Raw genomic sequence first — 17,622 nt, 5'->3', positions numbered from 1 at the left:
CGCCATGGTCTGGACCACGCGCACGATCGCGCTTTCGCTGGCCGGGGCGGCCCTGATCGGGGGGCTGGCCTGGGTCGCCTTTCGCGAGGACCCGGTGCCGGTCGACCTGATCGAGGTGACGGCGGGGCCGATGCAGGTGACCATCGACGCCGACGCGCGGACGCGCATCCGCGAGGTCTACGAGGTGGCCGCCCCCATCGCCGGCACCGCGCTGCGGGCGCCCGTGGTGGTGGGCGACCCGGTGGCGGCGGGCGTGACGGTAGTGGCGCGGGTGGAGCCGGCCTCGCCCGCGCTCCTCGACGCGCGCAGCCGGGCGCAGGCCGAGGCGGCGGTGGCCGAGGCGCAGGCCGCGCTGGAGGTCGCCCGCGCCGACCTGACCCGCGCCGAGGAGGAGCGCGCCTTCGCCGCGATGCAGTTCGACCGCACGCAGGCGCTGGTGCAGCGGGGCGTGTCGAGCGTGACGCAGCTGGAGACCGTGACCCAGCAGCTGGCCGTGGCCGACGCCGCCGTCGCCGCCGCGCGCTCGCGCATCGCCATGTCCACGGGCACGCTGGACCGCGCGCAGGCGGCGCTGATGGGCCCCGAGGGGGGCGCGGCACCGGCGGCCTGCTGCGTCGACCTGACGGCGCCGGCGGACGGGGTCGTCCTGTCCATCGCCACGATCAGCGAACACCCGGTGCAGGCCGGCGCGCCGCTGGTGACGGTGGGCGACCCCGGCGACCTGGAGATCGTGGCCGACCTCCTGTCGTCCGACGCGGTGCGGATCGGGCCCGGCACGCGGGCCATCGTGGAGCGCTGGGGCGGGCCGGGTGCGCTCGAGGCGGTGCTGCGCCGGGTGGAGCCGGCGGCCGAGACGCGGGTCTCGGCGCTGGGGATCGAGGAGCAGCGGGTGGACGTGATCTTCGACCTGGTGACGCCGCCCGAGGCGCGGGCGGGGCTGGGCCACGGCTTCTCGGTGTTCCTGCGCGTGGTGGAGTGGGAGACGGACAGCGCCGTGCAGGTGCCGCTCGGCGCGGTCTTCCGGCGCGGGGACGGCTGGGCGGTGTTCGTGGTGGCCGACGGGCTGGCCGAGGAGCGCGCGGTGACGCTGGGCCGGCGCGGCGCGCGGACGGCGGAGGTGCTGGCGGGGCTGACCCCCGGCGAGCGGATCGTGACCCACCCCAGCGACGCGGTGGCCGACGGGGTCGCCGTGGTGGACCGGCGGGCGATGTGAGGCGGCAAAAGCCTTGCAAGGCTTTTGCCAGAGCCTTGCAAGGCTCTAGCGAGGGTCTTGCAAGACCCTTGCGCCGTCCGACCCCGCGCCGTCAGATCAACGGCAGCGCCCGGCGCACCAGCTCGTCGAGTTCGCCCTCGTGCCCCTTGGCATGGGCCTTCAGCTCGGCGCGCATCCGCGGGTCCCAGTAGTCCTTCAGGTGCTGGGCCACGCGCTCGGCCTGGTCGCGGCCCGGCTGGGTCTTGAAGAAGCCGGCGATCTGGTTCGCCATGCGGGTCAGCTTTTCAGGCGACATCGGTCTGGTCTCCCTGCAGTCTCTCGGAATGGGTGAACACCTCGACCCGCGCGCCGCGGGCGAAGGCGGCCACCGTCAGCCCCGCGGCCTCGGCCAGCCGCAGCGCCTGCGCGGTCGGGGCCGAGGCCGCGATCAGCAGCCCCGCGCCCGCCAGCACCGTCTTTTGCACCATCTCGACCGACACCCGGCTGGTCAGCACGACCGCGCCCGCCGCGGGGTCGATCCCCGCGCGCAAAGCCGCGCCGATCAGCTTGTCGAGCGCGTTGTGACGGCCCACGTCCTCGCGCGCCAGCACGATCCCCCGCCCCGGCATCAGCAGCCCCGCGGCATGGACGGCATGGGTCAGGTCATGGAGCGGCTGGTGCCCGCGCAGCGCGTCGAGCGCACCCGCCGCCTCGGCCCGGGTCAGCGTCGTCCGGGCGCTGACCGGCGGCAGCACCCGCAGCGCCTGCTCCAGGCTCTCGATCCCGCACAGCCCGCAGCCCACCGGCCCCAGCATCGCGCGGCGCCGTGCGCCAAGCTCTGCCGCCGCCTCCTCCGCGATCCAGAGCCGCGCCTCGATCCCGGCCTCCGCCTCGAGGATCTCCACCCGCTCGATCTGGTCGGGCGTGGCGTAGCCCTCGGTTAAGGCGAAGCCCACCGCGAACTCCTCCAGGTCGGCCGGCGTGCACATCATCACGGCCTGCGTCGTGCCGTTGCAGGTGACGGCCACCGGCACCTCCTCGGGCAGCGCGCGGGTCACCTCCCGCGCGCCGTCGGGGCCCAGCGCCGTGGCGCGGATCGAGACGCTCGCCTTCATTCCGCCGCCGGCAGGATGCGGCGCGACCGCTCCGCCTGCGCCTCGTAGCTCTCCTGCCACTCGGTCGGCCCGTTCGACAGCCCGACCTGCACCGCCGTCACCTTGTATTCCGGGCAGTTCGTGGCCCAGTCGGAGTAATCCGTGGTGATGACGTTGGCCTGCGTGCCGGGGTGGTGGAAGGTCGTGTAGACCACGCCGGGGCTGACCCGATCGGTCAGGTGCGCCCGCAGCGCCGTCTCGCCCGAGCGGCTGGCGAGCTTCACCCAGGCGCCCTCCGTGATCCCCCTGACCTCGGCGTCATGGGGATGGATTTCCAGCACGTCCTCGGTGTGCCAGACCGTGTTCGCCGTCCGCCGCGTCTGCGCGCCGACGTTGTACTGGCTCAGGATGCGCCCGGTGGTCAGCAGGAGCGGGAAGCGCGGCCCGGTCCGTTCCTCGGTCGCCACGTATTCGGTGACGATGAACCGCCCCTTGCCGCGCACGAAGCCGTCGACATGCATGATCGGCGAGCCCTCGGGCGCCGCGTCGTTGCAGGGCCACTGCACGCTGCCCCGCTCCTCCAGCATGGCGTAGTCGACATGGGCGAAGCCCGGCGTCGTCGCCGCGATCTCGTCCATGATCTGCGAGGGGTGAGTATAGTGCCAGCCCGCGCCCATCGCGTTCGCCAGCAGCTGGGTGATCTCCCAGTCCGCGTAGCCGTTCCGCGGGGCCATCACCTTGCGCACCCGGTTGATGCGCCGTTCGGCATTGGTGAAGGTCCCGTCCTTTTCCAGGAAGGTCGAGCCCGGCAGGAACACATGCGCGTAGTTCGCCGTCTCGTTCAGGAACAGGTCGTGGACGATGACGCACTCCATCGCCGCCAGCCCCGCCGCGACATGCTTGGTGTCGGGGTCCGACTGCAGGATGTCCTCGCCCTGGCAGTAGAGGCCCTTGAACTGCCCGTCGACGGCCGCGTCCAGCATGTTGGGGATGCGCAGGCCCGGCTCGGGGTCGATCTCGATGCCCCAGGCGGCCTCGAAGATCGCCCGCACATCGGCGTTCTTCACATGGCGATACCCCGGCAGCTCGTGCGGGAAGCTCCCCATGTCGCAGGAGCCCTGCACGTTGTTCTGGCCGCGGAGCGGGTTCACCCCCACCCCCTCGCGCCCGATGTTGCCCGTCAGCATGGCGAGGTTGGCAATCGCCATCACGGTGGTCGAGCCCTGGGAATGCTCGGTCACGCCCAGCCCGTAGTAGATCGCCCCGTTGCCCCCGGTGGCGTAGAGGCGCGCGGCGGCGCGCAGCGCGTCGGCCGGCACGCCGGTCAGCATCTCGGTCATCTCGGGGGAATGGCGGACGTCGCTGACGAACTCCGCGTACTCCTCGAACTCGTCCCAGTCGCAGCGGCTGCGAATGAAATCCTCGTCGAACAGCCCCTCGGTGACGATCACATGCGCCATCGCGGTCACGACCGCCACGTTGGTCCCGGGCCGCAGCGCCAGGTGATGCGCCGCCTCCACATGGGTCGATTTCACTAGGTCGATCCGGCGCGGGTCGATCACGATCAGCTTCGCGCCCTGCCGGAGCCGCTTCTTCAGGCGGCTTGCGAAAACCGGGTGCCCGTCGGTCGGGTTCGCCCCGATGATGACGGCGACATCGGTGTGCATCACGCTGTCGAAATTCTGGGTGCCCGCGCTGGTGCCGAAGGTCTGGCCGAGGCCGTAGCCCGTGGGCGAATGGCACACCCGCGCGCAGGTGTCGGTGTTGTTGTTGCGGAACACCGCGCGCGCCAGCTTCTGCACGAGGTAGGTTTCCTCGTTGGTGCAGCGGCTCGACGTGATCACGCCGACCGACTTGCGCCCGTGCTTCTCCTGGATGCCCCTGAGCCGTGCCGCCGCGAACCCGATCGCCTCCTCCCAGCTCACCTCGCGCCAGGGCTGGTCGATGCTGTCGCGGATCATCGGGTTCAGGATGCGGTCGGCATGTTGCGCATAGCCCCAGGCGAACCGCCCCTTCACGCAGCTGTGCCCCCGGTTCGCCGCCCCGTGCTTGTAGGGCACCATCCGCACCAGCTCGTCGCCGTTCAGCTCGGCCTTGAAGGAACACCCCACCCCGCAATAGGCGCAGGTGGTGATCACCGACCGCGTCGGCGTGCCGAGTTCGATGACGGATTTCTCCTGCAGCGTCGCCGTCGGGCAGGCCTGCACGCAGGCGCCGCAGCTGACGCAGTCAGATGACAGGAAATCATCTCCCGCGGCCCCCGCCGACACCCGGCTCTCGAAGCCCCGGCCTTCGATGGTCAGCGCGAAGGTCCCCTGCACCTCCTCGCAGGCCCGGACGCAGCGGTTGCAGACGATGCATTTCGCCGGGTCATAGGTGAAATACGGGTTGCTGTCGTCCTTCGGCAGCCACTCGGGGTTCGCCTCGCCGCTGGTGTTCCGGGCGAAATGGGTGCGCATCCCGTCCTCGGGCGCGGTGTAGCGCACGTCGCGCAGGCCCACGGCGCCGGCCATATCCTGCAACTCGCAATCGCCGTTCGCGGCACAGGTCAGGCAATCCAGCGGGTGGTCGGAGATATAGAGCTCCATCACCCCCTTGCGGATCTTCTTCACCTGCTCCGACTGGGTGCGCACCACCATCCCCGCCGCCACCGGCGTCGTGCAGGAGGCCGGCGTGCCCCGCCGCCCCTCGATCTCCACGACACACAGCCGGCACGACCCGAAGGCCTCCAGGCTGTCGGTCGCGCAGAGCTTCGGCACCTGGATGCCCGCCAGCGCCGCGGCCCGCATGACGCTCGTGCCCTCGGGCACCGTCACCTCGAACCCGTCGATCGTCAGCGTGACCGGCGCGCCCTCCCTGGCGGGCGTGCCCATGTCACGGTCGTCGTTCCAGGGAATGATGAAATCCTTCATGGCCTTGCAGCCTCCCTGCCCATCTTTGCTTCCAAAATACTCCGGGGGAGCGCGAGGGGGCTGGCCCCCTCGCCCGGGTCGACGCCGCAGGCGGCGACCCCATGTGTCCTCGACCCGCTCACTCCGCCGCCTCCCGCAGCAGCCCGAACTCCTCGGGGAACTGCCGCAGCGCGCTCATCACCGGGTAGGGCGTGAAGCCCCCCAACGCGCAGAGCGACCCGTGCTTCATCGTCTCGCAGAGGTCCACGAGCAGCGGCACCGCCGCCGCATCCCCCGCCCGGATCCGGTCGATGGTCTCCACGCCGCGCACCGCGCCGATCCGGCAGGGCGTGCATTTCCCGCAGCTCTCGACCGCGCAGAACTCCATCGCGAAGCGCGCCATCAGCGCCATGTCGACGGTGTCGTCCGCCACCACGACGCCCGCGTGCCCGATCAGCCCGCCCTGCCCGTCGAACTCCTCGTAGGCGAAGGGCGTGTCGAACTTCGCCGGCGCGAACCAGGCGCCCAGCGGCCCGCCGACCTGCACCGCCTTCACCGGGCGCCCGCTGGCCGTGCCGCCCGCGATGTCGTGGACCAGCTCGCCCAGCGGCATCCCGAAAGCGGTCTCGAACAGCCCCCCGCGCGCCACGTTGCCCGCGATCTGCACCGGCATGGTGCCCCGGGACCGGCCCAGCCCGAAGGACGCGTAGTGATCCGCCCCCTTCTCCAGGATCACCGGAACGGTGGCCAGCGAGATCACGTTGTTCACCACCGTCGGCCGGCCCAGAAACCCCTCCAGCGCCGGCAGCGGCGGCTTGGCCCGAACCACCCCGCGCTTGCCCTCGAGCGAGTTCAGGAGCGAGGTCTCCTCGCCGCAGACATAGGCGCCCGCACCCACGCGGATCTCGATATCGAACGCATGCGATGCATGAACACCGCCCCCGAGAATTTTGTTTTTCCTCGCGATCTCCACCGCCCGCGTCATCACCGCGATGGCGTCGGGATACTCCGACCGGATGTAGACGAAGCCCTTCGTCGCCCCCACGGCCAGCCCCGCGATCGCCATGCCCTCGATCAGCGTGAAGGGGTCGCCCTCCATCAGCATCCGGTCGGCGAAGGTGCCGCTGTCGCCCTCGTCGGCGTTGCAGACGATGTATTTCCGGTCGCCCGGGGCGCGGGCCACCGTCTCCCACTTGATCCCGGTCGGAAACCCCGCCCCGCCGCGCCCGCGCAGCCCGCTCGCCTTCACCTCGGCCAGGATGCCCTCGGGCCCCAGCGCCCGCGCGCGGCGCAGGCCGGCCAGCCCGCCATGGGCCTCGTAGTCGGCCAGGTCCAGCGGGTCGATCAGGCCGCAGCGCGCGAAGGTCAGGCGCTGCTGACGGCCGAAGAAGGGGATGTCCTCGACCCTGCCGAGGCTTTCGGCGCGACCGGCGAGGATCGCCGGCACATCCCCCGCCGCGACCGGCCCCCAGGCCCGGCGGACGCCGTTTTCCTCAATTTCCACAAGGGGTTCCAGCCAGATCATCCCGCGCGACCCGTTGCGGATGACGGCATGGCCCGCGGCCTCGAAGGCGGCGGCGACAGCATCGGCGCCCAGCGCGCGGGCGGCGGCGTCGCGGGGGACGTAGACCCTCATGCGCCCACCTCCGCCAGCAGCGCGTCCGCCCGCACGCGGCCGCGCGGCTGGCCATCGACCATCGCCGCCGGCCCGCAGGCGCAGAGGCCGAGGCAATAGACCGGCTCCACCGTCACGCGCCCGTCGCGCGTGGTGCCGCCCCAGTCGAGGCCGAGCCGCGCCAGCACCGCCTCGGACAGCGCGCCGGCGCCGACCGCCTGGCAGGCTTCGGCGCGGCAGATCCTGACCACGTGAACGCCGGCCGGTTTCTCCCTGAAATCATGGTAGAAACTGATGACCCCATGCAGCTCGGCCCGGGTGATGTTCAACGCCTCGCAGATCGGCGCCTGCGCCGCGGCGGGGACATGGCCGAAGCGCGCCTGCAGCGCGTGCAGGATCGGCAGCAGCGGCCCCTCGAGATGCAGGTGATCGGCCACGATGCGGGCGATCTCGGCGACCCGGTCGGCGTCGGGCAGGCGGGCAGTGGTCGTCATGGCAGGCTCCGGAACTCTGGCCGCAGCTTGCGCGTTTTCGATCGACCATCAATATCGCTGTTCCGTCAATCGATCGGAATTTTCAATGAAACACCGCCGACCCTCTGCGCGCCGAAACCGACACCGCCGGGGTCAGGCGGCGAGGTCCGCGGCTTCCGCGAGGAGCGCCTCGAGCACGGGCGTATGGGGCTCGCGGTAGGGCGCGACGAGCCCGACCTTGTGCTCGACGTGGCCGCCCGCGATGGGCACGATGGCAAAGCGTTTCCCGGACGCCAGAAACCGTGCCATTTCAGCGGGCAACACGGTGACCCAGCCGCCCTCCTCGACATGGGCGGCCAGCACGACGGTGGAATTCGACTCGACCAGCGCATCGGGCGTCACGTCGGCCTCCATGAAGCACTGGTTGATGATGCGCCGGTTCTGCATGTCGGGGGTCAGCAGGCACAGCCGCTCGCCGGCCAGGTCGGCCCACGTGACCTCGGTCTCCAGCGCCAGCGGGTTGTCGGCGTGGCAGACCAGCGTGTAGCGCTCGGTGTAGAGCGGCGCGGTGGTGACGCGGCCCAGGGGTTCGTTGTCGAGGTAGGACAGCCCGGCGTCGACCTCCAGATTCTCCAGCATCTTAAGGATCTCGGCCGAGGTCCGCGACAGGATGGTGAAGCGCACCTTGGGGTGCCGCGCGGCGAAGCGCGCCGACAGCTTCGCGGCCCAGGTCAGCGCGGTGGGGATCACCGCCAGCCGCAGGTGGCCCGACAGCCCGTGGCGGCTGACGCGCATCTCCTCGCGGAAGGTGCGGCTGTCCGACACCAGCCGCCGCGCCCAGACCAGCGCGCGCTGCCCCTCGGGCGTCAGACCGCCGTAGCGCGACCCGCGGAAGATCAGCTGCACGCCCAGCTGTTCCTCCAGCTGCTTGATGCCGGTCGAGAGCGTCGGCTGGGTGATCCCGAGACTTTCGGCGGCACGGCCGAAATGCCCCTCCTTGGCCACCGCGATGAACATTTCGAGCTTGTTGATCATGCGCGGCAGTATGCAATCGAACGCGCAAGGATCAATCGAAATCCTCAATCGTGCAGGCCGGCCTCCCGCAGGCGGCGGGCGATCTCGGCGATGTGGGCCGGGCCGGTCTCGCAGCAGCCGCCGAGGATCGTGGCGCCCTGCCCGACCCAGCCCATGGCGTGGTCGGCGTAGGCCACGGGCCCGAGGTCGCGGCGGGGCGACAGGGCGTCGACGGTCGGGCGGTCCTGCAGGAACGCCTTGGTGATCCGGGCGAAGCCGTTGGCGTAGGCGCCGAAGGGCAGCCCCGCCCGCGCCAGGATGTCGAGCCCCGCCGGCATGGCCTCGGGCGCCGAGCAATTGGCCAGGACCGCCGCGGCGCCGCCCTCCGTCACCACCGGAAGCACCTCGGCCAGCGACTCGCCCGAGCGCAGGCGCGTGCCGTCCTCGTCATCGAGCGTGACGGCCAGCCACACCGGCCTGCCCGCCGCCACCGCCCCCTCGAGCGCGGCGCGGGCATGGGCCACGGAGGCGACCGTCTCGACCAGGATCAGGTCGACCCGCGGCGCGAGGAGCCGGGCGACCTCGGCATAGAGCGGCACCGCCTCGGCGTGGGGCGGGTGCAGGTCGGGCCGGTAGCTCGCCCGCAGCGGGCCGATCGACCCGGCGATGCGGCCGCGGCCGTGGGCGGCGCGGGCCGCCGACGCCTCGCCGAGCGCGGCGGCCATCAGCGGCGCGAAGGCCTCCTCCAGCCCGTCCGGGCGCAGCCGGTCGCGGTGGATGGCGTAGGTGTTGGTGGTGGCGATGTCGGCGCCCGCGGCGAAGTAATCGGCGTGGATCTGCTGCAGCAGCCCCGGGTGGTCCATCATGGCCCGCGTGGACCACAGCGGCGTCGGCCGGTCGCCCGCGCGCGCCACCATCTCCTGCCCGATCCCGCCATCGAGAAGCGTGACACCCGCCATCGCGGCCCCCTCCTGCCTGTCGCCTGGTGCGGGTGGAGGGACTTGAACCCCCACGCCTTGCGGCGCCGGAACCTAAATCCGGTGCGTCTGCCAATTCCGCCACACCCGCCTGGAGCGCGCTCTAGCAAAGCCGCGGCCCGAGGGCGAGATGGAAAACGCGGGGTCCGTTTACCCGGCGCTAACCCGGCCCCGGCAGTCTGGCGGCCATGACCGCCCGACTTTCGCGCAACACTTCCCCCCGCATCCCCCCGTCCCGGCGGGATTTCCCTGTGCAGGCCGGGGGGGCCGCGCTAGGGTTTATCCACAACCAACAGGGCGCACAAAGCGCCCGTGACCGAGCAGGTTTCGACATGATGCACTTGATCCCGACTGCGGCCGGGCTCCGGGTGGACGACATGGGCCAGGCCAGCCCCGTCGCCCTCGCCCCCGGCAGCACCGTGCTGACCCTCGACGGCGCGCTGCCGGTCGAGCATCTCTACGCCGGCGACCGGCTGGTGACGCGCCACGGCGCGCGGGCGCTGGTGGCGATCGACCGGGTGACGCTGCCGGCGGGCACGCCCATCGTGGAAATGACGCGCAACGCCCTCGGCGGCCGGCCGGACCGCGACGTCTGGCTGCCCGCGGCGCAGCGCGTGCTGATCCGCGACTGGCGCGCCAAGGCGCTCTACGGCCAGGCGCAGGCCTGCGTGCCGGCGGGGCAGCTGGTGGATGGCGAGTTCATCCGGCTGGCGGAGCTGGAGGCCGAGGTGACGGGCTTCGCGCTGCGCTTCGGCCGGCCCGAGGTGCTCTATGCCGACGGTCTGGAGCTGGCCTCGGCGGATGTGCTGACGGTGCCCGCCTGAGCCGTCAGGCCCCCAGCGGCCGCAGAACGCCCGGCAGCGCCTCTGGCAGATCCTCGGCGATCAGGCCGGGGCCAAAGGTGCGCGCGGCCTCCACATGCAGCCAGGCCGCGGCGCAGGCGGCGTCGAAGGGCGCGTGTCCCCGCGCGATCAGCCCGGCGATGAGGCCCGCCAGCACGTCGCCCGCCCCCGCCGTCGCCAGCCAGGGCGCGGCGCGGTCGTAGGCGGCGGCGTGGATCGCGGCGGTCCCATCGGGCGCGGCGATCACCGTGTCGGGCCCCTTGAGCAGCACGACGCAGCCCGCCCGCGCGGCGGCGGCACGCGCGGCGTCGAGGCGGGACCAGGCCGGGCCGCCGCCTGGCTCGGCCTCCAGCCGGCTGGCCAGGTCGGGGAACAGCCGCGCGAATTCGCCGTCATGGGGCGTCATCACGCAGCCGCCCGCCGCGGTGATTTCGGCCAACAGCTTCTCCCGCTTCTCGGGCGGCCACGAAAACAGCGTCAGCGCATCGGCATCGAGGACGATCCCGCGGCCCTTCGCCAGCGACCGCATCTGCAGCGCGGTCAGCACCATGGCCCGGGCCTCGGTCTGCCCGGCGCCCTCCGGCGCGAGGCCCGGACCGAGGCAGACGGCATTGATCCGGTCATCCGCGAGCAGATCGCACAGGTCGTTCGACCCGTCCGCCTGCCGCAGCATGATCGCCGTCAGCTGCGCCGCGCATTCCGGCATCGCGGCGGCAGGCGCGGCCACCGTCACCAGCCCCGCCCCGACCCGCAGCGCCGCCCGCGCCGCCAGACGCGCGGCCCCGGTGCGGCCGAACCCACCCGCCACCACCAGGGCATGGCCATGCCTGTACTTGTGCCCGCCGGTCTTGGCCGTCCGGCGCGCGGCCCAAGGCCCGATCCAGCGCACGGCCCCCGGGACCGGCGCGTCGGGCAGGCCGATGTCGGCGATGACCAGCCGCCCGCACAGCGCCGGGCCGCGGTCGAGGACATGGCCGGGCTTGGCGCGGTGGAAGGTCACCGTCAGGTCGGCGGGCAGCGGGCGGCCGAGCGGGCGGCCGCTGTCGGCGCAGAGGCCCGAGGGGACATCGACCGCCACGGTCAGGGACCGGCCCGGGTCGCTGTCACGGGCGCCGCGGACGGCGTCCAGAACCTGCTCCAGCCCGGTCGGCAGGGGCCGCCCGATCCCGGTGCCGAACACCGCGTCGACGACCAGGTCGGGCGGCGCCGCGTCGCGGGCGGCCGCCATCGGCTGCACTGGCCCGGTCCGGGCCCAGGCGTCGTGATTGGCGCGCGCGTCGGGCGGCAGGCGGTCGGGGTCGCCCATCAGGTGCACATCGACCGTCCAGCCCCGCGCCGCCAGGAGCCGCGCGATGACGAAGCCGTCGCCGCCGTTGTTGCCGGGCCCGCAGAGGACCAGCGCCCGGTGCGCGCCCTCGGCCAGCGCCGGGCGCTCGGCCAGCGCCGCCGCGACCACCCCCGCGCCCGCGCGCTCCATCAGCTGCAGCCCGGTGACGGACCCGCCGTCGATGGCCGCGCGCTCCGCCGCGCGCATCTGGGCGGCGGTCAGCAGCTCTGCCCGGCCACCGGATTCAGTTTCGTCCATTTTCGGAGCGCTTTGCCTATTTTTTCATCACATGCCGTCGGAATCCCGGGGATCGCGACCGGCCGCCACCGTAGCGCATGGACGCCCCCCGCTCAAAGTGCTGTCAGGGGTCCGCGCATGTTGGCGAGGAGGCTCCGCGACCGATGAAGAAGATCGAGGCGATCATCAAGCCGTTCAAGCTCGACGAGGTGAAGGAGGCGCTCCAGGAGATCGGCATCCAGGGCCTGAGCGTCACCGAGGTCAAGGGCTTCGGCCGCCAGAAGGGCCACACCGAGCTCTACCGCGGGGCCGAATACGTCGTGGATTTCCTGCCCAAGGTGAAGATCGAGGTGGTCCTGTCCGACGACATGGCCGACGCCGCGATCCAGGCGATCATCGACGCCGCCAAGACCGACAAGATCGGCGACGGCAAGATCTTCGTCTCCGACATCAGCCAGGCCATCCGCATCCGCACCGGCGAGACCGGCGACGACGCGATCTGAGCGCAGCCCGTTTTCGCGGCCCCGCCGGGCCGCACACCGAACACCACAGGACCACTACGTCAAGGGAAGGTCACGATGAGCAAGAAACACGTCCTGAACATGATCAAGGAGGAGGATGCCGCCTACGTCGACATCCGCTTCACCGATCCGCGCGGCAAGCTGCAGCACGTCACGGTGATGTCCGAGCTGGTCGACGAGGACTTCCTTGAGGAAGGCTTCATGTTCGACGGCTCCTCGATCGCCGGCTGGAAGGGCATCGAGGCCTCCGACATGAAACTGATGCCGGACACCGAGTCGGCCTATGTCGACCCGTTCTATGCCGAGAAGACGATCTGCATTCACTGCACCGTCGTCGAGCCCGACACCGGCGAGTCCTACAACCGCGACCCGCGCGGCACCGCGCTCAAGGCCGAGGCCTACCTGAAGTCGTCGGGCATCGGCGACGTGGCCTACTTCGGCCCCGAGGCCGAATTCTTCGTGTTCGACGACGTGCGCTACGCCGTGTCGATGAACAAGGTGTCCTTCGAGGTCGACGCCGTGGACGGCGCCTGGAACACCGACACCGAGTACGAGATGGGCAACACCGGCCACCGCCCGGGCATCAAGGGCGGCTACTTCCCGGTCAACCCGATCGACCCCGGCCAGGACCTGCGCTCGGAAATGCTGTCGACGATGAAGCGCATCGGCATGAAGGTCGACAAGCACCACCACGAGGTGGCGTCGAACCAGCACGAGCTGGGCCTGATCTTCGACAGCCTGACCAAGCAGGCCGACGAGCTGCAGAAGTACAAGTACGTCATCCACAACGTGGCGCACGCCTACGGCAAGTCGGCGACCTTCATGCCCAAGCCGATGTCGGGCGACAACGGCACCGGCATGCACTGCAACATGTCGATCTGGAAGGACGGCAAGCCGCTCTTCGCGGGTGACAAGTATGCCGACCTGTCGGACGAGGCGCTGTACTTCATCGGCGGCCTCCTCAAGCACGCCAAGTCGCTGAACGCCTTCACCAACCCGTCGACCAACTCCTACAAGCGTCTGATCCCCGGCTTCGAGGCCCCGGTTCTGCGCGCCTACTCGGCCCGCAACCGGTCGGGCTGCATTCGGATCCCGTGGACGGAGAGCCCGAAGGCCAAGCGCGTCGAGGCCCGCTTCCCCGACCCGTCGGCGAACCCCTACCTCGCCTTCGCAGCCCTGCTGATGGCCGGCCTCGACGGCATCGAGAACAAGATCCACCCCGGCGAGCCGTCGGACAAGGACCTGTACGACCTGCCCCCCGAGGAGCTGGCCGGCATCCCCACCGTCTGCGCCAGCTTGCGCGAGGCGCTGGAGACGCTCGAGAAGGACCACGACTTCCTGCTCAAGGGCGGGGTGTTCGACAAGGACCAGATCGAGGCGTACATCGCGCTCAAGTGGGACGAGGTCTATGCCTTCGAGCACACCCCGCACCCGGTCGAGTACAAGATGTACTACAGCTGCTGATCGCGGCGGACAGGATTACGGGAACGGGCGCCTTCGGGCGCCCGTTTTCGTTTGCGTCGGAGGGTGAAGGGGGCGTTTTGCTGCAGCAAAACGCACCGGAAAACCGCAGTTTTCCGGTGCGAAAAACTCGAGTTTTTCGCTGCCTCAGGAATGAAGCGGGCACCTCGGGTAGCGGCGGGCGACCCTCAGAAGCGCCCGATCCGGCGGGCGTCTCTCAGAAGCGCCCGATCCGGCGGGCGACGCGCATCGCCTGCTTGGCGGTCCGCGCGCTCTGGCGGGCCTGCGCCTGCTGTTCGGGCGTCAGGTCGCGGCCCGAGCCGCGGGTGGCGCGCTCAATCCCGGCGTCGACGCCGCGGTTGATCAGCCGCCCGAGCACGCGGTTGATCAGCATGTTGATGATCCGGTCCATCCTGTCGCCTTTCCGCTGCCCCCGCCGACCGCGAGGGGCGATGATCGTGCCGTCAGCGTCAGATATAGCACGACTGTGGCGAAATTCTGCCCCCCGTAACGGCGCCGGCTCAGTCCTCGCCGTCGTCACCGGCCGGCCAGGCCTCGGCGTCGTCCTCGAACATGTCGCCGGTGTCGCCGTCGCGCGGTTCGGGCGGCTCGGCCCCCTCGGGCGGGCGGCTGTCGAGAAGCCCCGCCTCGCGCAGCTCCTTCAGCCCCGGCAGGTCGCGGGCGCTTTCCAGCCCGAAATGATCGAGGAAGCCCTGCGTCACCACGTAGGTCACCGGCCGGCCCGGCGTCATCTTGCGGCGGCCGAAGCGCACCCAGTCCAGCTCGATCAGCTGGTCCACCGTGCCCCGGCTGACCGAGACGCCGCGGATCTCCTCGATCTCGGCGCGGGTCACGGGCTGGTGGTAGGCGATGATCGCCAGCGTCTCGATCGCGGCCCGGCTGAGCTTGCGCGTCTCCACCGTCTCGCGCGCCATCAGAAACCCGAGGTCGGCCGCGGTGCGGATGGCCCAGGCCTCGCCCACGCGGGTCACCTGCACCCCACGCCCCTCGTAGCGGCGGCGCAGGAGCTGCAGCGCCTCGGCGGCGTCGCAACCGTGGGGCATCCGCGCCTCCATCTCGGCCAGGGTCAGCGGCGTGGGGCTGGCGAACAGCATCGCCTCGACCATGCGCTCCTGCTCGGCCAGGGGCGGCGCGCGGAACAGGCCGTCGCGCCTGGGGTCGGCGGGCGCGTCGGTCATCGGTCGTCCCTGCGGCGCAGCTGGATCGGCGCGAAGGTCTCGGACTGGCGGATCAGAACCTTGCCCGCCTTGGCCAGCTCCAGCGCCGCGGCGAAGCTGGCCGCCGTGGCGGACCGCCGCCGCTTGGGGTCGCCGCGCCAGTCCTTGGGCAGGTAGCTCGACAGGTCAGTCCAGTCGCCGGCATAGCCGATCAGGCCGCGCATCCGTTCCAGCGCCTCCTCCATGGTCAGCACGTTGTCGCGGTCCATGACATAGGGGCGGAACTCGTCGCGGGTGCGGATGCGGGCGTAGGCCTGCATCAGGTCCAGAAGGCCCGCGGTGTAGGTGATCCGGCGCGAGGTGGCGATCTCCTGCGCCGCGCCGCGCGGGAAGCGGTCCTGGAACAGCCGGTCGCGCGCCATCAGCTTGGCCGCGCAGTCGCGCATCGCGGCGAGGCGTTCCAGCTGGAAGGCCAGATAGGCCGCCATCTCCTCGCCGGTCGGGCCTTCCTCGGTCGGGTCGGGGGGCAGCAGCAGGCGCGATTTCAGGAAGGCGAGCCAGGCCGCCATCACCAGGTAGTCGGCGGCCAGCTCGATGCGCAGCTCGCGGGCCTGCTCGATGAAGGCGAGGTACTGTTCGGTCAGCTGCAGGATCGAGATGCGCCGCAGGTCCACCTTCTGCGTGCGCGACAGCGTCAGCAGCAGGTCGAGCGGCCCCTCGAACCCGTCGACGTCGACGATCAGCGCCTCGGCCGCGCGGCGCGAGGCGACGGCGTCCCACTCGGGCGCGGCGTCATTGGCGGCGACGGGCCTGTCAGCCATAGACCTCTCCGTCCAGAAGGTCGGCAAGGTCGGCCTCGGCCGCCTCGATGTCAAGCGGCTCGGGGTCGCGCCGCAGGGCCAGCGCGGCCTCGGCCCGGATCAGCGCGGCGCCGTCGAGCGTGCCCGACGCGGCCACCACCGGCGCCATCTCGGCGCGGTCGCCGTTGCAGTGCAGGATCAGGTCGCAGCCCGCCGCCCGCGCCCGCGCGGCACGCTCGCCGATCGGCCCCGGCAGGGCGCCCATCGACAGGTCGTCGGTCATCAGTGCGCCGTCGAACCCGATCTCGTCGCGGATCAGCCGGATCATGTCGGGCGAGAAGGTGGCGGGCAGCGCCTCGCCGAACGCCTCGTAGACGATGTGGGCCGTCATCCCCAGCGGCAGGTGGGCCAGCGGGCGGAAGGCCGCGAAGTCGACGCGGCGCAGCTCCTCCAGCGGCGCAGAGACGCGCGGCAGGGTCAGGTGGCTGTCGACCTCGCCCAGCCCATAGCCCGGCAGGTGCTTGAGCACCGGCAGCACGCCGCCTGCGACCAGCCCCTCGGCCACGGCGCGGCCGGCGCCGATGACGCTGTCGGGGGCGCTGCCGTAGAGGCGGTTCTTCAGCACCGGGTGCGTCGTCTCGCGGGCGACATCGGCCAGCGGCATGCAGTTCACGTCGATGCCGACGGCGCGCAGCTCGTGCGCGATCAGGCGGGCGCGCAGATACATGGCGCGGGCGGCCCGCGCGGGGCCGGCCTGCGCCATCTGGTCCAGCGCCGGGCGCCACTGCCGCCAGTGCGGCGGGCGCAGGCGCTGGACGCGGCCGCCCTCCTGGTCGATCAGGATCGGCGCGTCGCGCCCCACCGCCGCGCGCAGGTCCGAGGTGAGCGCCCAGAGCTGGGTCGGGTCGACCACGTTGCGGGCGAACAGGATGAAGCCCCAGGGCTGCGCCTCGGAGAAGAAGCGCGCCTCGTCGGGCGAGAGGTGCGGGCCCTCGCAGCCGAGGATGGTGGCCGAGAGCCCCGCCACGGCGCCCTAGCGGACCGTCACGGGGATGCAGGGGGCGTTCTGGGCCATCAGCGCGGCGCAGAAGCGGCGCGAGGCGGCGAGGTCCTCGAACCCCGCGGCGCGCAGCCGGTAGAAGGCCGAGCCGCCCGAGGACGCCTCCTGGATCACGCGGGCGCGGCCGTCGAAGTAGTCGGGAAAGCGGTCGGTCAGGCGCGCCCATTCGGCGCGCGCGATGTCGGGCGTGTCGAAGGCGCCCAGCTGCACCAGCCGCGTGCCTTCGGGCAGGGTCGCGGCGTCGATCTCCTCGGTCACGGGCGCGGCCGCGACGGGCGTGGGGGCGCGGGCCTCGACGCCGGCGGGGCGCGAGGCCGGGCGCAGCGACCGGGCGACGCCGGGCACCGAGGCGGGGATCACCTGCGCCGTCGCGGGGTCGGCGGCCACGGCCGGCAGCACCTCGGGCTCGGCCCCGGGTGCAGGCAAGGGCGCAGGCGCGGGCAGCGCGGCGGCCTGCGGGGCGACGGGCGCCAGCGGCTCGGCGCGGGCGATCAGGCGGTCGATCAGGGCCTGCGTCTGGGCGCCGGCGGCGGCGGGCGTCGGCATCTCGGGCGCACGCGGCGCGGCGGTCGAGGCCGAGGCGAGCTGCACCGCGGCAAGGTCCACGGGCGGCGGCGCCAGCACCAGCCTGTCGGGCACAGGGCCCGCTTCCGCGCCTTCGGCGAGGCGGTTGACGGCAAGGCCCTGGTGTTCGGCCTGCACCCCGCCCGGATCGGCCGGCGGCACGCGCATCGGGCCTTCGAGCGCCCGGATCACCGGCACCCCCGACACGTCGCGCATCGTCAGCTGGAAGGCCCAGACGGCCATGCCCACCACCAGCCCAAGCGACACAAGCGCCCCGGCCCAGTTGACCAGAAGCCCGAGCCGCGGGGGCTGCGCGCCCGCGGACCGGGCGCGGTCATCCTCGAAATACTCGATATCCGCCATAGCCACCTGCCAT

General features: G+C 71.9%; 17 protein-coding genes and 1 tRNA gene. 4 read left to right on the top strand and 14 right to left on the bottom strand.

Translation table 11 applies throughout. The annotated features are described in order from the left end of the window. Positions 1 to 4: 4 nt before the first annotated feature. Entirely contained in the window at positions 5 to 1,213 is a 1,209-nt protein-coding gene (locus HCU73_RS09610; protein WP_168623184.1) for an efflux RND transporter periplasmic adaptor subunit, read from the top strand. A gap of 91 nt (positions 1,214 to 1,304) precedes the next feature. On the opposite strand, the gene HCU73_RS09605 is transcribed toward HCU73_RS09610, so the two are convergent. The 8 genes from HCU73_RS09605 to HCU73_RS09570 all read right to left on the bottom strand — a co-directional run bounded on the left by HCU73_RS09605 (position 1,305) and on the right by HCU73_RS09570 (position 9,347). Continuing rightward, on the bottom strand, positions 1,305 to 1,508 hold the full coding sequence (locus HCU73_RS09605) for a formate dehydrogenase subunit delta (protein ID WP_168623183.1): 204 nt from the start codon (positions 1,506 to 1,508) through the stop codon (positions 1,305 to 1,307). Beyond that, the gene (gene fdhD / locus HCU73_RS09600) at positions 1,498 to 2,307 is read right to left on the bottom strand and encodes a formate dehydrogenase accessory sulfurtransferase FdhD (RefSeq protein WP_168623182.1); all 810 of its coding nucleotides are present in this window, start codon (positions 2,305 to 2,307) and stop codon (positions 1,498 to 1,500) included. Before fdhD ends, HCU73_RS09605 begins: the two co-directional genes overlap by 11 nt. Then, positions 2,304 to 5,198 (bottom strand): formate dehydrogenase subunit alpha, encoded by a 2,895-nt coding sequence (fdhF, locus tag HCU73_RS09595; protein WP_168623181.1) that lies wholly within the window; start codon positions 5,196 to 5,198, stop codon positions 2,304 to 2,306. The genes fdhD and fdhF overlap by 4 nt, the downstream gene beginning before the upstream one ends. A 118-nt stretch (positions 5,199 to 5,316) precedes the next feature. After that, entirely contained in the window at positions 5,317 to 6,813 is a 1,497-nt protein-coding gene (locus HCU73_RS09590; RefSeq protein ID WP_168623180.1) for an NADH-ubiquinone oxidoreductase-F iron-sulfur binding region domain-containing protein, read from the bottom strand. Further along, the gene (locus tag HCU73_RS09585) at positions 6,810 to 7,286 is read right to left on the bottom strand and encodes a formate dehydrogenase subunit gamma (RefSeq protein WP_168623179.1); all 477 of its coding nucleotides are present in this window, start codon (positions 7,284 to 7,286) and stop codon (positions 6,810 to 6,812) included. Before HCU73_RS09585 ends, HCU73_RS09590 begins: the two co-directional genes overlap by 4 nt. Before the next feature lie 132 nt (positions 7,287 to 7,418). Further along, on the bottom strand, positions 7,419 to 8,300 hold the full coding sequence (locus HCU73_RS09580; RefSeq protein WP_168623178.1) for a LysR family transcriptional regulator: 882 nt from the start codon (positions 8,298 to 8,300) through the stop codon (positions 7,419 to 7,421). A gap of 44 nt (positions 8,301 to 8,344) precedes the next feature. Continuing rightward, the gene (locus HCU73_RS09575; protein ID WP_168623177.1) at positions 8,345 to 9,238 is read right to left on the bottom strand and encodes a homocysteine S-methyltransferase family protein; all 894 of its coding nucleotides are present in this window, start codon (positions 9,236 to 9,238) and stop codon (positions 8,345 to 8,347) included. Positions 9,239 to 9,262: 24 nt separating this feature from the next. Further along, a tRNA-Leu gene (locus HCU73_RS09570) sits at positions 9,263 to 9,347 on the bottom strand. Between the two features lie 241 nt (positions 9,348 to 9,588). On the opposite strand from HCU73_RS09570, the gene HCU73_RS09565 reads away from it, so the two are divergent. Beyond that, positions 9,589 to 10,080, top strand: a complete 492-nt coding sequence (locus tag HCU73_RS09565; RefSeq protein WP_239025492.1) for a Hint domain-containing protein — start codon at positions 9,589 to 9,591, stop codon at positions 10,078 to 10,080. A 4-nt stretch (positions 10,081 to 10,084) separates the two neighbouring features. Here HCU73_RS09565 and HCU73_RS09560 read toward each other — a convergent pair whose 3' ends face one another. Continuing rightward, positions 10,085 to 11,683: an NAD(P)H-hydrate dehydratase gene (locus tag HCU73_RS09560; RefSeq protein ID WP_168623176.1), complete on the bottom strand. Its 1,599-nt coding sequence runs from the start codon at positions 11,681 to 11,683 to the stop codon at positions 10,085 to 10,087. A gap of 143 nt (positions 11,684 to 11,826) precedes the next feature. Here HCU73_RS09560 and HCU73_RS09555 point away from each other — a divergent pair, with 143 nt between their 5' ends. Together HCU73_RS09555 and glnA are read left to right on the top strand one after the other, a co-directional pair. Beyond that, complete coding sequence (locus HCU73_RS09555) at positions 11,827 to 12,165, top strand: P-II family nitrogen regulator (protein WP_168623175.1); 339 nt, start codon at positions 11,827 to 11,829, stop codon at positions 12,163 to 12,165. Between the two features lie 75 nt (positions 12,166 to 12,240). Beyond that, entirely contained in the window at positions 12,241 to 13,647 is a 1,407-nt protein-coding gene (gene glnA / locus HCU73_RS09550) for a type I glutamate--ammonia ligase (RefSeq protein WP_168623174.1), read from the top strand. Positions 13,648 to 13,861: 214 nt separating this feature from the next. Here glnA and HCU73_RS09545 read toward each other — a convergent pair whose 3' ends face one another. From HCU73_RS09545 to HCU73_RS09525, 5 genes are all read right to left on the bottom strand, one after another. Then, positions 13,862 to 14,056, bottom strand: coding sequence for a hypothetical protein (locus HCU73_RS09545; protein WP_168623173.1), 195 nt, complete (start codon positions 14,054 to 14,056; stop codon positions 13,862 to 13,864). Between the two features lie 109 nt (positions 14,057 to 14,165). Then, positions 14,166 to 14,843, bottom strand: a complete 678-nt coding sequence (scpB, locus tag HCU73_RS09540) for an SMC-Scp complex subunit ScpB (protein ID WP_168623172.1) — start codon at positions 14,841 to 14,843, stop codon at positions 14,166 to 14,168. Beyond that, positions 14,840 to 15,643: a segregation and condensation protein A gene (locus tag HCU73_RS09535; RefSeq protein ID WP_168623171.1), complete on the bottom strand. Its 804-nt coding sequence runs from the start codon at positions 15,641 to 15,643 to the stop codon at positions 14,840 to 14,842. Before HCU73_RS09535 ends, scpB begins: the two co-directional genes overlap by 4 nt. Beyond that, complete coding sequence (locus HCU73_RS09530) at positions 15,636 to 16,649, bottom strand: glycoside hydrolase family 3 protein (RefSeq protein ID WP_168623170.1); 1,014 nt, start codon at positions 16,647 to 16,649, stop codon at positions 15,636 to 15,638. The genes HCU73_RS09535 and HCU73_RS09530 overlap by 8 nt, the downstream gene beginning before the upstream one ends. Before the next feature lie 6 nt (positions 16,650 to 16,655). Then, complete coding sequence (locus HCU73_RS09525; protein ID WP_168623281.1) at positions 16,656 to 17,609, bottom strand: SPOR domain-containing protein; 954 nt, start codon at positions 17,607 to 17,609, stop codon at positions 16,656 to 16,658. Positions 17,610 to 17,622 lie beyond the last annotated feature (13 nt).

Source organism: Roseicyclus persicicus, assembly GCF_012395815.1.
GTDB lineage: Bacteria > Pseudomonadota > Alphaproteobacteria > Rhodobacterales > Rhodobacteraceae > Roseicyclus > Roseicyclus persicicus.
This window is presented reverse-complemented; position numbering and strand designations above follow the sequence as displayed.

Coding starts and splice junctions, on each gene's coding strand:
- HCU73_RS09585 (WP_168623179.1), bottom strand. CDS start 7,286: ATGACGACCACTGCCCGCCTGCCCGACGCCGACCGGGTCGCCGAGATC.
- HCU73_RS09545 (WP_168623173.1), bottom strand. CDS start 14,056: ATGGACCGGATCATCAACATGCTGATCAACCGCGTGCTCGGGCGGCTG.
- HCU73_RS09580 (WP_168623178.1), bottom strand. CDS start 8,300: ATGATCAACAAGCTCGAAATGTTCATCGCGGTGGCCAAGGAGGGGCAT.
- HCU73_RS09575 (WP_168623177.1), bottom strand. CDS start 9,238: ATGGCGGGTGTCACGCTTCTCGATGGCGGGATCGGGCAGGAGATGGTG.
- glnA (WP_168623174.1), top strand. CDS start 12,241: ATGAGCAAGAAACACGTCCTGAACATGATCAAGGAGGAGGATGCCGCC.
- HCU73_RS09565 (WP_239025492.1), top strand. CDS start 9,589: ATGATGCACTTGATCCCGACTGCGGCCGGGCTCCGGGTGGACGACATG.
- HCU73_RS09555 (WP_168623175.1), top strand. CDS start 11,827: ATGAAGAAGATCGAGGCGATCATCAAGCCGTTCAAGCTCGACGAGGTG.
- HCU73_RS09605 (WP_168623183.1), bottom strand. CDS start 1,508: ATGTCGCCTGAAAAGCTGACCCGCATGGCGAACCAGATCGCCGGCTTC.
- HCU73_RS09610 (WP_168623184.1), top strand. CDS start 5: ATGGTCTGGACCACGCGCACGATCGCGCTTTCGCTGGCCGGGGCGGCC.
- fdhD (WP_168623182.1), bottom strand. CDS start 2,307: ATGAAGGCGAGCGTCTCGATCCGCGCCACGGCGCTGGGCCCCGACGGC.
- HCU73_RS09560 (WP_168623176.1), bottom strand. CDS start 11,683: ATGGACGAAACTGAATCCGGTGGCCGGGCAGAGCTGCTGACCGCCGCC.
- scpB (WP_168623172.1), bottom strand. CDS start 14,843: ATGACCGACGCGCCCGCCGACCCCAGGCGCGACGGCCTGTTCCGCGCG.
- HCU73_RS09525 (WP_168623281.1), bottom strand. CDS start 17,609: ATGGCGGATATCGAGTATTTCGAGGATGACCGCGCCCGGTCCGCGGGC.
- fdhF (WP_168623181.1), bottom strand. CDS start 5,198: ATGAAGGATTTCATCATTCCCTGGAACGACGACCGTGACATGGGCACG.
- HCU73_RS09535 (WP_168623171.1), bottom strand. CDS start 15,643: ATGGCTGACAGGCCCGTCGCCGCCAATGACGCCGCGCCCGAGTGGGAC.
- HCU73_RS09590 (WP_168623180.1), bottom strand. CDS start 6,813: ATGAGGGTCTACGTCCCCCGCGACGCCGCCGCCCGCGCGCTGGGCGCC.